Here is a 12285-nt window from a genome sequence, read left to right as displayed (position 1 = left end):
GGCTGAGAGATGAAGAAGGAAGACTGATTTCATGGGGATTCTAGCCCGACTGGGTAGAAACGGCAAAATTTTCGGGAAGCTCCCAGGTTTGCCATGAAGGTGCCAAAATTTCTGAAAATGCATTGATCCATATAGGATTATCATTCAGCGCCGGAATATAACGCAAGGCCTTGCCGCCCGCGCCCAGAAAAGTTTCTTTGCCTTCCAGGGCAATTTCCTGAAGCGTTTCCACACAATCTGCCGTAAATCCGGGACAGAGCGCATCAATTTCCTCTACCCCTTCTTTCGCCAGCTGTATCAGCGTCTTGTCTGTATAGGGTTCGAGCCACTTTGCGGCACCAAAGCGACTTTGAAAAGTTTGCACCCATTCCCCCTGCTGCAAACCCAGTTCCTGCACCAGTAGTGCTGTGGTTTTTTTACACTGCTGACGGTAGGGATCGCCTAACTGGATGGAGCGCTGCGGTAAACCATGAAAAGAGATGAGCAGTTTTTTAGCACGACCGTTTTCCTGCCACCAGTGTTTGACACTCTCGGCAAGAGCCCGAATATAGGCAGGATGATCATGCCAGTCACGCAACATGCGCAGTTCCGGAATTTCGCGCATGGAACGAAACTCTTCAGCTACTTTATCAAATATGGATGCCGTGGTGGCGGCGGCGTACTGAGGGTAGAGCGGGACTAACAGGACCTTTTCGCAGCCTGCTTGGCGCAGCTCTGCAAGCCCTTGGCGCAAAGAGGGTTTTCCGTAACGCATGGCCAGCGTGACCCGCACAACTCCCGGAAAATGGGTATCCGCATATTTTTGCAGACCTTCGGCAAGACGTTGACTGTATACCAACAGAGGAGACCCCTCCGGCATCCAGATGCTGGCATAATTGCGGGCGGAACGGGCCGGACGAAAAGTCAGAATCGGCCCGTTCAGTATCGGCCACCAGATAATCCGGGGTAACTCCACCACCCGGGTATCACTGAGAAACTCGCGCAGATAACGTCGTACCGCCGGAGCCGTGGGAGCTTCCGGCGTACCCAGATTTACGAGTAATACACCAATCATCTCTCCTCCTGTAACTCTATAAAGACGGGGGCATGGTCCGAAGGTCGTTCAGCTCCCCGGGCATTGCGGTCGATGACCACATCCTGAATTTTAGGCAACAAGGCAACAGAGGCCAGGATCAGATCAATACGCAGGCCGCGATTACGACGAAAACCCGCAGCCCGATAATCCCACCAGCTCCACTCCTGAAGATTCCCGTGGCGTTGCCGCCAGCTATCCTGTAATCCAAGATCTAGCAAGGCTGTCAAGGCAGCCCGCTCCGGCGGAGAACAGAGCACATCTTCACCCCAAGCCACCGGGTCAAATACATCCCGGTCATCAGGCGCAATATTGAAATCACCGACCAGCAGCAATTGCGGCCACTGCGCCAGTTCGCTGGCTATCAGCCCCTGCAGACGCTCCAGCCACTGCAGTTTATAGGAATACTTATCACTTTCCAGTGACTGTCCATTGGGTACATACACATTGACGACACGGATGCCCGCAAATGTCGCTGCACAAAGACGGGCTTGACCATCCCCACCATCGGGCCAGTCACACCGGGGATTTTCCGGATCCATCCGGCTCAGGATGGCCACACCATTATAAGTAGGTTGCCCATGATAAAGAGCATGGTAGCCCGCCGCCGCCAGTTCTGCGACGGGGAATTTTTCATCCACCAGCTTGGTTTCCTGAAGACAAAGCACATCCGGCGATTGCTCCTGCAACCACTCCAGCACCTGAGGAAGACGCACCTTGAGTGAGTTAACGTTCCAGCTGGCAACTTTCATGACCATTACTGAGGCAGCGTTGCGCTGATGCTGGGCCGTAAACGCATGCTGTGCATCCAGGCCATCAGATCGGGGAACTGGACCAGAAAGTCTGGTGCGCGCAGATCCACATATCCCACCGCGCAGATCGTCGCTATTTGTGCCAGATTCAATATGGGCGCATTCGCCAAATCCTTCCAGACTTTGCTTTCTTCCTGGAGCATCGCCAGCGCCGTGCAGACTTTACTCTTAGCGCGTTGCAACATGTTCAGATCCTGACAATCCGTAGCATGACGCTGCTCCAGCACCCAGGCAATGGTGGTATCCATAATGCCGCTGGCCAAAGCCTCGATCCGGAGCGCTTCAATGCGTGCCTCGGCATCCTGGGGAATAATGGCGGGATCCGGGCGCAGCATCTCCAGATACTGAATAATCACCGCCGAGTCGTAAACCGCAGAACCATCATTGCGCAACAGTACAGGAATCTTACCCAGCGGATTATGGGATAAGGCGGCGTGCTCCTGGGCCCTTAAATTGACCCACTCCACCTCACAGGGGATATTTTTTTCCAGCAAAGCCATTCGTACTTTGCGAGCGTAAGGACTGGTTTCGGTAGCAAAGAGGCGCATCTTTTTTCTCCTTATGGGTAGGCCAGTGTGGACTCTGCTATCATGACGAAAGCATCGCCTCAAGCCAAGCCCAGGAACCATGAACTATCAACATCAATTTCACGCCGGCAACGCCGCCGATTGCGTCAAACATCTGGCCCTTTATTTGACGCTCACGGCGCTAACCCGCAAGGATACACCCCTCGCGTATATGGACACCCACGCCGGGGCGGGCAGTTATATGCTGGGTACTTCTGGAGAGCATCTCGGCGGTATTTCTCGCCTGTGGTCCGACCGCCGCAGTCTGCCGCAATGTGGAGAGTGGCTGAAAATCATTCATCAAATCCAACCAGACAAACAACTGCAGCACTATCCCGGCTCCGCCCGGCTGGCGGCAGCATTACTGCGCCCCGACGACCGGATGATTTTATGCGAAAGCGTGCCGGAAACCGCCGCACAGTTACGCCAGCATCTGGGAAAAAGACCGCGCACCAGCATCCTCAACGAAGATGGTTACCGGGCGCTGTTCGCCCACATGCCCCCGCCGGAAAAGCGCGGCCTGGTCCTGATCGACCCGCCCTTTGAACGGCGCGATGAATGGGAAATCCTTGCGGACACCCTGCTGCGCGCCTATGGGCGCTGGCCCCAGGGCATCTATCTTGTCTGGTATCCCATAAAAATTCGCGGTACGATCTCGCGTTTCTGGCAGGCCCTGCGCGGCCGGATTCCGATGCTGGTATATGAACTGCTGCAAAAACCTGAAGAGGGGCGGGAAACGCTTTTCGGCAGTGGTCTCCTGCTCATCAATCCCCCTTGGGGAGTCAAGGAAGCACTCAGCGCTGGTCTCACCGAACTGGGGCCATTACTGGCCGACCCGCAGTCGGGTGGCTTCTGGTCACTGCGCTGCAACGGCTGGCCCGGCCCCGAAAAACCATAAACTGCATGCGCTGACACCCGGCGCCATAAGGACAACAGGATGGATAAAACAGCACTTCCCAATATCGAGCACATCCAAAAACTGCTGCTCTACGGTGGCCCCTCCGCGCAATTGCAGGAGGAGCTGGTCAAAACGCCCGACACTGAAATGAGTGTCGCGGTACTTTATCACCTCGCCCTGCGGCATGGGGTCATCAGCCCGACGGCAGCACGAGAAGGCCTGTCACTGCTGGCCACCGCCGGAACGGCGGGCGAAAATGCCCGTAACATTCTTGAGAAAGTCATTGCCGACAGCGATTTTCTGGCTGTGCGGGTGATGCGCTAAAGGTCAGGCAAATGCGTCTTTACAGCTGGAACGTGAATGGCTGGCGGGCAGCCTGCCGCAAGGGACTGCGCGACTGGGTGGACAAGGTCAAACCCGATCTGCTCTGCATTCAGGAAAGCAAGGCCAATCCTGCCACCATGGGTCCAGAAGAAAGCCGGCTCGATGGTTACAGCAGTTGCTGGGCAGTGGCCGAACGCCCCGGATACAGTGGTGTTGCCACCTTCTGCAAGGGCGCTGATTGTCTGGCTCACCCGGGGCTGGGGATCGACCGCTTTGATGCCGAGGGGAGGGTCGTCGTCACTGATTGCGGTGATTTTGATCTTTACAATGTTTATTTCCCCAACGGCAAAAAAGATAGTGAAAGACTGGCGTTCAAGCTGGATTTTTATGCGGCCTTTCTGGAGAGGATCAATCAGCAGGTAGCGGCAGGTCGTCCAGTGGTATTTTGCGGTGACGTCAACACGGCCCACCGCCCCATAGATCTTGCCCGGCCTAAGGAAAACCAGCGCATCTCTGGCTTTCTGCCCGAAGAAAGAGCCTGTCTGGATTTATGGGAACAGCACGGCTGGGTAGACAGTTTTCGCCATTTTCATCCCGATGCGGCGCGCTATTCCTGGTGGAGCCAGCGCACCGACGCACGCAGTCGGGACATTGGCTGGCGTCTGGATTATTTCTGGGTACACCAGAGTCTCTTGCCGCGCCTGCAAGACGCCGGTATTGCCACGGAAGTTACCGGCTCCGATCATTGTCCCGTCTGGCTGGAGATCCAATAATGCGCCTCGAACAATATATACACCTGGCCGAGCATACTCTGTCCAGCGTAGGTGATTTCCGCCGTTGGGGAGCCAGTCGTTTTGCCGCCGCCCGTCTGGATTTCAGCCAGGGCCAGCAAAATCCCCGGGCGGAAGCCGACCTGATTCTGGCCCGGGCATTACACCTGGAACCGGAAGATCTGGGCGACTTCAGCAACGCCCGGCTTTTGCCTGAAGAAAAACATCTGGTTCTGAACCATTTTTATCAGCGCGAAATACTTCGCCGCCCGGCAGCCTATATCACCGGCGAAGCCTGGTTTGCCGGTTTGCGCTTTATGGTGGATGAACGGGTGCTGATTCCGCGCAGCCTGATTGAGCCCTTCATCGAAGAGGGCTTTGCCCCTTGGGTGGACGAAACCCGGGTGCGTCGCATTCTGGAAATCGGTACCGGTTCAGGATGCATGGCCATTACCCTGGCTCTGCGCTTTCCCCATGCTGATGTGGATGCCGTGGATATTTCACCAGATGCCCTGAATGTCGCCCGCGCCAATGTGTTACAGCATGGCCTGGAAGATCAGGTGCAACTTTATCAGTCTGACCTGTTTTCCGCTTTGGGCGGACAGCGCTATGATCTGATCATCAGCAATCCACCCTATGTAGATGCCGCCGCCATGGCCGAATTGCCGCCAGAATATACCCATGAGCCGCGCCTCGCACTGGCGGCCGGAACAGACGGTCTGGAATGCCTGCTCCCCCTGCTGGAGCAGGCGCCGCAGCATCTCGAAGCCGGTGGGGTATTGATCGTGGAAACCGGAGACGCGGAAATAGCCCTTAGTGAGCAGCGCCCCGAACTGCCTCTGATCTGGCTGGAGCACCCGGCGGGGGGTTCGGGCGTGTTTCTGATGACGACGTAAAATCTGAACAGCAAAGCGGAGAGGCTTGAGGATACTTTTTGCGCCGATCGCCTCCTCTGTGCCTGGCCCCTCTAAAAATCATTGCCCTGCAGCAACTGCAAAAACACCCTGACTGCCCGCGACTGAAAATCCACCTGGGGACGGATTAAAAACAGAGTCCAGAACAGCCCCCGGGGCGGTTCCAGGCGCAGGGAAGCCAAAGACCAGCGCACCTTATCCAACGCTTCCACCGAAGCAAAACCAATACCCAGACCTGCTGCCACAGCATCGCGCAGCGCCTCGACACCCGTCACTTCGACGCTGCAGCGTGTACAAAGTCCGGCGTGGGCAATAGCTGCTTCCACCCGACGCCGAATCCCGGAATGCGCCTCCCGCCAGACAACAGGTTGTTGCAGAATCTCCTCCCAACCTGCCGATTGACGCCCCTCCTGTACCCAGGGATGCTCCCGGGGCAAAATCGCCACCAATTCATCTTCCCGCCAGGCTTCCTGTTCCATGTGCCGGGGCAAATGATCTGCGGCAATCTGTTCTTCGGTAAACAGCAAATCCCAACTACCCAAAGCTAGGTTGTCGGGCAGCGGACCAGTTTTCAATTGCAGCTGGATGCTCGGGTAGCTACTGCGGAAACGGGCCAGATGCTCCATCAGAAAATAATTGGCGACGGTATTGGTGGCCGCTATGCGCAAACTGCCTTCCTGCAGATTCTGGCGGCGCGCCGACCAGCTTTCCACCTCTGCTAGATTTTCACGCAGCCTCCGGGCATAAGGCAACAGCGACTCTCCGGCGGCAGTCAGTTGGATATTGCGCCCATTTCGCTGATAAAGAGGTTCTCCTAAAGTCAGCTGCAAGGCTCGCAGGCGTTCGGAAACAGCGGGCTGGCTGCGTTGCAGATGGCTGGCTCCGCGTCCCACCCCTCCTGCTTCGGCAACCGCCAAAAAGGTCAACAAGGCTTCGGCATGAATTTTCAATTGGATTTTCCGATGAATAAGAGCAAATCAATCTATTGGTTGTATATTAGTAGCGGCGCTAGAGTAGGGCAAATTTACAGGGAGGCATCTGATGCAGAGCATCCAGCCATTGTCCAGAACCTGGCCACTATTCGCCGGTGTGGCCCTGGCTCTAGCCATGGGTTCTTTTGATGGTGCCTCGGTGCAGGGTATTTTTCCTTATATTGCAGGAGGACTATCTACCAGCAACAATCACGCTCTGTGGACCCTGACCTACTTCATTGTCCATTGGTCACTGGGGATTACTCTCATGCCCTGGACTACCCAGCGCTTCGGTATGCGCCGCGTCTTTCAGGCGGCGGTCATGGTCGCCACCCTGGGCACCCTCATCAGCGCGACCACTAGCAATCTCTGGATCATGCTCCTTTCCCGGGCTCTGGAAGGCATTGCCGCCGGGCTGCTGGTGCCCCTCAGTCAAAGTTTGTTTTTACGCCACAGCCAGGAGCGCCATCGTGGCCTGGTGACCGTATTCTGGAGTAATGCCATGCTCATGCCCTTTTTCTTCGGACCGGCCCTGGGCGGATTACTGGCCACGGAATTAGGATATCGCAGCATTTTCCTGCTCTCTCTGCCGTTCTGGATGCTGGCTTTCTTCCTCGGCAGCAGCGGGATTCCCCGAGATGCCCGAGATGCGGGACAAAAAAAACTGCCGCCTTTTGACGGCTGGGGATTCGGACTCCTGTACGGAGGGCTGATGAGCCTGCAGATTGTCCTCGACCAGGGGGAAGAATATGGCTGGTGGCATTCCGCATTCATTCTGAAAATGACCCTGCTCGCCCTGATATTTTTCACTCTCTTTGCCTGGCGGGAAAGCGAAACCGCTCACCCCCTGCTGGAAATCCATTTTCTCAAGCGGCGTAATTACTGGCTGGGGCTAGTACTGCTCTGCCTGGGTTGGGCCATGTTCATGGGCTGGGCTTCCATTTTGCCCCTCTGGGCCGAAGAAGACCTGGGCTTCAATGGGTTCTGGGCCAGCCTGGTGCTTTTCCCTATTGGCCTCGGCGCCATTCCCATGTCCACTCTGATGGACCGGCTTCGGAGTTTGTTGGGTTTACGCCGCCTGGCCAGCCTCTGTTTCCTGATTTTTGCCTTTGCCTATGGACACGCCTATCTCAGCCCCATGAGCAGTCTGTCCGATCTGTTTATCCCCATTCTGCTGATTGGCATTGGCGTCGGCATGCTCTTTGTGCCCTTGACCCTCATCATTCTTTCTGGATTAAACAGCGCGGAAATCTCCTCTGCCGCAACGACCAGCAATTTCATTCGCGTGTTCAGTGCCAATATCGGTGTCAGTCTGCTGAGTGTCTATTGGAGCCGCTACAGCGCCATGGCGACGGATCATTTGCGCGGACAGATCAGTCGGTTCCATGACAATTTTGATTTTTCACCCGCAACCCTACACCATTTGATATTGGTCAAGGCGGATACCCTGAGCATGGACAATCTGCTGCGCCTGTCCATGTGGATTTGTCTAGGGGCAGCCTTGATCGCCTATATTTTCATCACTCCTCCACGCCGCCTGCAAACAGCCACAGGGCCTGGCAACTATGTTGCAGAAGAAGAGGAAGAAAGCGGGTTCGCGGCTTCTGCAAAAGCCGAAGCCGCCGAAGGGGCCAAGACCACCTCCTGACGGGGACGCGGAATTTCAATACCGGCTTTTTCGAGGGCTTCCGCCAATGCCCAATTAAAGGTCGCCCGGGTATTCCCTGGCCGCATCAATCCCTCCTTGTCCACCCAGACAATCATTTCGCATTCATAACCTGCCTCCCCAAAAGCGTTAATCCAGAGAGAGGGCTGATAGCGATCATTACTGACGCATAAAGGCTGTGCCCGTGCAGTACTGACCACCAGCTCCCGGAGTTTTTCCCGATCGGTACCATAGGGAACCCGGAAGGGAATGTGCACGCGCATGACCGCATCATCGAGACTCCAATTAATCACCTCTCCGTTCACAAACTGGGAGTTGGGTACCAGAATATCGACGTGATCATTGGTCATCACCTGGGTATAGCGAACACTGAGTCTTTTGACTTCACCATGCAGACCGTTTTCCTTGATCTGAATGTAATCTCCCACTTTGATACTGTGTTCAAAGAGCAGGATCAGTCCGGAAGCAAAGTTGCTGAATATATTCTGCAAGCCAAAACCGAGGCCCACACCGACCACACCACCGAGAATGCTCAAGCTGCTGAGATTGACCCCGACTGTCTGCAGGGCGATGAGAATTCCCAGCGCAATAACCACATAATAGGTCAGCCGCGAGATGGCATAAGCCGTAGCGGCACCCAGACTGCGGGTCAGGGTTCTGCGGGTCAGCCGCCGCAACCAGATAGCCCCCCACCAGAGAAACACCAGAATCAGTACAAATTCGACAATTCCCAGGGGCTGAATCAGGATATTGCCCGGTAAATGCCAGGGCGTGGTGAACCAGCGCCAGAACGCTCCCCAATAATCATGCATCGTTATCCACTCCCTCCATCATGCGCCAGTCTTTGGCGAGGTCATCCACTGCCAACGTGACAAACATACAACAACCCCTGCCGTAAAGCGTCCACATCAGTTACACTAAAGCAAAAATTGACTGAATAAGGTAGCCCCGTGAAAGCATTTGTTCTCCAGCCCCTGCAAGCGGCTCTCGAAAACCTTCGGCGTGAGGGGATCATTCCGGAGATTCCGGAAAATCTCGAACTGGATCGCCCCAAACAGCAGGAACACGGGGATCTGGCCAGCAATATCGCCCTGCTGCTGGCCAAAAAGGCCGGGCGCAAACCCCGGGATCTGGCCGCAGCCATCATAGCAGCCCTTCCTGCCAGTGACTGGATTGTGCGCACGGAAATTGCCGGGCCCGGCTTCATCAATTTCTTCCTGGCTCCTGCCGCCTTCCATGGGGTCATCGCCAAAATCCAGGCCGAGAAAAATCAGTTCGGAGCCAACCAGCAAGGCGGGCAGCAAAAACTGCAACTGGAGTTTGTTTCCGCCAATCCTACCGGTCCACTGCATGTAGGTCATGGTCGGGGTGCCGCCTATGGTGCAAGTCTGGCCAATATTCTGCGCTTCAATGGTTATGACGTTTTTTGTGAATATTATGTGAATGACGCCGGCCGGCAAATGGACATTCTCGCCGCCAGTGTCTTCATGCGTTATCTGGAAGCGGCAGGCCTGTTACCCTGGGCTTTCCCCGACAACAGCTACCGAGGGGATTATGTGCGCGAAATTGCGGCTGAACTCCGCACGCAGGTGGGCGAAGCGCTGCAACATGCCCGCAGCGAAATGCCCGACCTGCCCGCCATGGAAGACCCGGATGCGGCCATAGACGCTCTGATTGCACACCTGAAAGAACGCCTGGGTAAGGATGACTACCAGATCCTGCACAGTGCCGGGCTGGACAGCATTCTCAGCGACATCCGCGCCGATCTGGAACAGTTTGGGGTGCATTATCAAAACTGGTATTCCGAACGGCAACTGGTGGATTCTGGTGCCGTTGACCGGGCTGTAGCCGCACTGGAGTCGGCGGGTCACTGCTATCTGCAGGAGGGCGCGCTCTGGTTCAAATCCACAGCTTTTGGCGACGACAAGGACCGGGTCATTCGCCGCGAAAACGGGGCTTATACCTACTTTGCGTCTGACATCGCCTACCATGCCGAAAAATTCGCCCGGGGCTTTACCCGGGTCATCGATATGTGGGGCGCAGACCATCACGGCTATGTACCCCGGGTCAGGGCGGCGCTGCAGGCTTTGGGCCTGAATGACGACCAACTGGAAGTGGTGCTGGTACAGTTTGCTATTTTGTATCGCGGCACGGAAAAAGTCTCCATGTCCACCCGCGCCGGCGAATTCGTTACCTTGCGCGAGCTGCGCGAGGAAGTCGGCAATGATGCCGCCCGCTTTTTCTATGTCCTGCGACGTGCCGACCAGCATCTCGACTTTGATCTCGATCTGGCCAAGAAGCACTCGGAAGAGAATCCGGTGTTTTATATCCAGTACGCCCATGCCCGGGTCTATTCCATGCTCCGCCAGGCTGCCGAAAAGGGCTTGAGCCTGCCCGCAGACCATGAAGCTGACCTGGAATGCCTCCAGGATCCCCGCGAACTGGCGCTCACAGATGTCCTCTGGCGCTTTCCGGAAGTGGTACAAAGTGCCGCCCGGGATCGGGAACCGCATCAGATCGCCTTTTATTTACGGGATCTGGCAGCTTCTTTTCACACCTACTACAACTCGACGAGAATTCTTGTGGAGGAAACCCCTTTACGCCATGCCCGCCTGATCCTCTGCAAGGGGGTTGCCCAGACCATTGCCAATGGCTTGCGTCTGCTGGGTGTCGCGGCGCCGGAGCAAATGTAGGCTGTCATGCGCGACTACAAAAACCAGACCAGCCGCCCACCATCAGGAGAACAGCGCCCAGCGCCACCTCCGCGCCGACCGCAACCAGTGGAACCTGAAGAAATATATGCAGAAGAGGAAGACACGCAACCCTCTGCTGCACCGCGCAGCGTTCGGCGCTGGCCCTGGGTGCTGCTTTTTCTGATCCTCCTGCTCAGTGCCGGGGTCTGGTGGTGGATTGCGCAATTACCCATCAACACCGGCAAACTGGGTCTGCTGCCGGGTACCAACGGCAGTACTGCAGCAACAGCATCTGCCAACAGTAGTGCCACATCGCAAGTAACCAGCAGCGCCAGCTCCATGGCCCTGGCCGCCGCTGTCCTCCCCGGCAGCGTATCAGCCGCAGCCAACACCGTCAGTTCAGCGCTGGCAAGCACGACGAGCAGCAGCCCGGCAACCGCGCCGGCGGCCTCCACTCGCAGTGGGGTAGATTTCAACTTTTATCAGATATTGCCGAAAATGCATGTGGATATTCCCGCAGATATTCTCGGGAGTGGTCCCGGCATTCCCGCCGCAGCCACTGACAGCGCCCTTGCCATGCCCGTGCATCAGCCGGTCACCATCCAGGTGGGAGCGTTCACCAACCGGGCTGCGGCGGTGGTCCTTCGCGATCGTCTGGCCCTGCTGGGGGTCAGCACCAGTATGTCCAAGGTCGACAATAACGGCAGCAATACGCTCTATCGGCTGCAAACCCGGACTTTTGACTCCCTGGCCGAGGCCCAGCCGACTCTGGCCAAAATTCGTGGCATGGGCATCACCCCCCTGCTGATCGGCAAGGGTATCATCGGCGCAAACTCTAGTGCACCGCTGTCCCGGTCTCCAGCGCCTTGATGGCTGCTGCGGGCGTTTCCTGACCAGCCAGCACCTTGTCCAGCCCCGGCAGATAATGATTGATGGTTTCTACCCCTACCAGTAAATAGGGACGCAACAAATCGGTAGATAATACGCTGGCAGGGGCCTGTAAAATGGTCTTGAAATTGATTTCGCCGTCTTCCATATCCAACTCGAAATTACGGCTCTTCGTCAGATTGAGTGGGTAGGGGGTAGAATGCTGTGGAGCGGTCGTGCCCTGAATTGGAGTTAGCTGATGGTCCCTGAAGAGCTGTTTTCTCTCGCGTTAGGATTGGTTCCGCCGTGGTTGGTGGATCATGTGACTTTCACGGTGGAGGAGAAACGCCTGGATCTGCACATCAACTTTCCCAAGGGTAGTCGCTTTGCTTGCTCCGTCTGTGGTGAGGAGTGTCCGGTACATGATACCCGTGACCATACTTGGCGGCACATGGATTTCTTCCAGCATGAAGCCTATCTCCATGCCCGCGTACCTCGTGTGAAGTGCCAGGAGCATGGAGTGCATCAGATATCTGTTCCCTGGGCACGGGAAGGCTCGCATTTCACCCTGCTCTTCGAAGCGCTGATCATGACCCTGGTGCGGGAGATGCCGGTATTGACCGTAGCCCGCCTAGTCGGCGAGACCGACACGCTCCTGTGGCGGGTGATTGACCACTATGTGCCAGAAGCCCCGTACCAGAGTGGATATGGCCCATGTCCATGCCGTCGGCG

At 56.3% G+C, this 12285-nt stretch carries 13 protein-coding genes and 1 pseudogene; 8 read left to right on the top strand and 6 right to left on the bottom strand.

The genetic code is table 11. The annotated features are described in order from the left end of the window. Positions 1-40: 40 nt before the first annotated feature. The 3 genes from hemH to B1757_RS00625 are packed head-to-tail and all read right to left on the bottom strand — an operon-like array spanning position 41 to position 2432. Positions 41-1054, bottom strand: coding sequence for a ferrochelatase (gene hemH, locus B1757_RS00635; RefSeq protein ID WP_101536486.1), 1014 nt, complete (start codon positions 1052-1054; stop codon positions 41-43). Next, positions 1051-1824 carry an exodeoxyribonuclease III gene (gene xth / locus B1757_RS00630; protein ID WP_101536735.1) on the bottom strand — a complete coding sequence of 258 codons (774 nt, stop codon included), beginning with the start codon at positions 1822-1824 and terminating at the stop codon, positions 1051-1053. Before xth ends, hemH begins: the two co-directional genes overlap by 4 nt. A 5-nt stretch (positions 1825-1829) precedes the next feature. Continuing rightward, complete coding sequence (locus tag B1757_RS00625) at positions 1830-2432, bottom strand: glutathione S-transferase N-terminal domain-containing protein (RefSeq protein WP_101536485.1); 603 nt, start codon at positions 2430-2432, stop codon at positions 1830-1832. A 79-nt stretch (positions 2433-2511) separates the two neighbouring features. On the opposite strand from B1757_RS00625, the gene B1757_RS00620 reads away from it, so the two are divergent. From B1757_RS00620 to prmB, 4 genes are read left to right on the top strand one after another with little or no spacing between them, the layout of a single operon-like run. Next, positions 2512-3348, top strand: coding sequence for a 23S rRNA (adenine(2030)-N(6))-methyltransferase RlmJ (locus tag B1757_RS00620; protein WP_101536484.1), 837 nt, complete (start codon positions 2512-2514; stop codon positions 3346-3348). 39 nt (positions 3349-3387) lie between these two features. After that, the gene (locus B1757_RS00615; RefSeq protein WP_101536483.1) at positions 3388-3672 is read left to right on the top strand and encodes a DUF2322 family protein; all 285 of its coding nucleotides are present in this window, start codon (positions 3388-3390) and stop codon (positions 3670-3672) included. Between the two features lie 11 nt (positions 3673-3683). After that, positions 3684-4445 (top strand): exodeoxyribonuclease III, encoded by a 762-nt coding sequence (locus tag B1757_RS00610; protein ID WP_101536482.1) that lies wholly within the window; start codon positions 3684-3686, stop codon positions 4443-4445. Further along, positions 4445-5338 (top strand): 50S ribosomal protein L3 N(5)-glutamine methyltransferase, encoded by an 894-nt coding sequence (gene prmB / locus B1757_RS00605; protein ID WP_101536481.1) that lies wholly within the window; start codon positions 4445-4447, stop codon positions 5336-5338. Before B1757_RS00610 ends, prmB begins: the two co-directional genes overlap by 1 nt. Before the next feature lie 71 nt (positions 5339-5409). Here the strand turns inward: prmB and B1757_RS00600 are convergent, their stop codons facing one another. Then, positions 5410-6306: a LysR family transcriptional regulator gene (locus tag B1757_RS00600; RefSeq protein WP_101536480.1), complete on the bottom strand. Its 897-nt coding sequence runs from the start codon at positions 6304-6306 to the stop codon at positions 5410-5412. A 91-nt stretch (positions 6307-6397) separates the two neighbouring features. Between B1757_RS00600 and B1757_RS00595 the strand changes: the two genes are divergently transcribed. Next, a complete protein-coding gene (locus tag B1757_RS00595) occupies positions 6398-7975 on the top strand; it encodes an MFS transporter (RefSeq protein WP_101536479.1) in 1578 nt (525 codons plus the stop codon). Here B1757_RS00595 and B1757_RS00590 read toward each other — a convergent pair. Then, on the bottom strand, positions 7891-8805 hold the full coding sequence (locus tag B1757_RS00590; RefSeq protein WP_101536478.1) for a mechanosensitive ion channel family protein: 915 nt from the start codon (positions 8803-8805) through the stop codon (positions 7891-7893). The two genes, B1757_RS00595 and B1757_RS00590, sit on opposite strands and share 85 nt — an antisense overlap. A 138-nt stretch (positions 8806-8943) precedes the next feature. On the opposite strand from B1757_RS00590, the gene argS reads away from it, so the two are divergent. Both argS and B1757_RS00580 read left to right on the top strand, forming a co-directional pair. Beyond that, positions 8944-10686: an arginine--tRNA ligase gene (gene argS / locus B1757_RS00585; RefSeq protein ID WP_101536477.1), complete on the top strand. Its 1743-nt coding sequence runs from the start codon at positions 8944-8946 to the stop codon at positions 10684-10686. Between the two features lie 6 nt (positions 10687-10692). Continuing rightward, a complete protein-coding gene (locus B1757_RS00580) occupies positions 10693-11556 on the top strand; it encodes an SPOR domain-containing protein (protein ID WP_101536476.1) in 864 nt (287 codons plus the stop codon). Here B1757_RS00580 and B1757_RS00575 read toward each other — a convergent pair. Next, positions 11522-11722 (bottom strand): type III secretion system chaperone family protein, encoded by a 201-nt coding sequence (locus B1757_RS00575; protein ID WP_253253637.1) that lies wholly within the window; start codon positions 11720-11722, stop codon positions 11522-11524. The genes B1757_RS00580 and B1757_RS00575 overlap by 35 nt on opposite strands. 90 nt (positions 11723-11812) lie before the next feature. Between B1757_RS00575 and B1757_RS00570 the strand changes: the two are divergent. After that, positions 11813-12285: pseudogene (locus B1757_RS00570) on the top strand (helix-turn-helix domain-containing protein); the annotation flags it as partial.

Source organism: Acidithiobacillus marinus, assembly GCF_002847505.1.
GTDB lineage: Bacteria > Pseudomonadota > Gammaproteobacteria > Acidithiobacillales > Acidithiobacillaceae > Acidithiobacillus > Acidithiobacillus marinus.
Note: the sequence above shows the minus strand (reverse complement) of the source record. Positions and strands in the feature narration are given on the sequence as shown.

Excerpts from the sequence above, each read along its gene's own strand:
- prmB (WP_101536481.1), top strand. The coding sequence starts at position 4,445 with ATGCGCCTCGAACAATATATACACCTGGCCGAGCATACTCTGTCCAGC.
- B1757_RS00615 (WP_101536483.1), top strand. The coding sequence starts at position 3,388 with ATGGATAAAACAGCACTTCCCAATATCGAGCACATCCAAAAACTGCTG.
- B1757_RS00620 (WP_101536484.1), top strand. The coding sequence starts at position 2,512 with ATGAACTATCAACATCAATTTCACGCCGGCAACGCCGCCGATTGCGTC.
- xth (WP_101536735.1), bottom strand. The coding sequence starts at position 1,824 with ATGAAAGTTGCCAGCTGGAACGTTAACTCACTCAAGGTGCGTCTTCCT.
- hemH (WP_101536486.1), bottom strand. The coding sequence starts at position 1,054 with ATGATTGGTGTATTACTCGTAAATCTGGGTACGCCGGAAGCTCCCACG.
- B1757_RS00610 (WP_101536482.1), top strand. The coding sequence starts at position 3,684 with ATGCGTCTTTACAGCTGGAACGTGAATGGCTGGCGGGCAGCCTGCCGC.
- B1757_RS00575 (WP_253253637.1), bottom strand. The coding sequence starts at position 11,722 with ATGGAAGACGGCGAAATCAATTTCAAGACCATTTTACAGGCCCCTGCC.
- B1757_RS00580 (WP_101536476.1), top strand. The coding sequence starts at position 10,693 with ATGCGCGACTACAAAAACCAGACCAGCCGCCCACCATCAGGAGAACAG.
- B1757_RS00590 (WP_101536478.1), bottom strand. The coding sequence starts at position 8,805 with ATGCATGATTATTGGGGAGCGTTCTGGCGCTGGTTCACCACGCCCTGG.
- B1757_RS00595 (WP_101536479.1), top strand. The coding sequence starts at position 6,398 with ATGCAGAGCATCCAGCCATTGTCCAGAACCTGGCCACTATTCGCCGGT.
- B1757_RS00625 (WP_101536485.1), bottom strand. The coding sequence starts at position 2,432 with ATGCGCCTCTTTGCTACCGAAACCAGTCCTTACGCTCGCAAAGTACGA.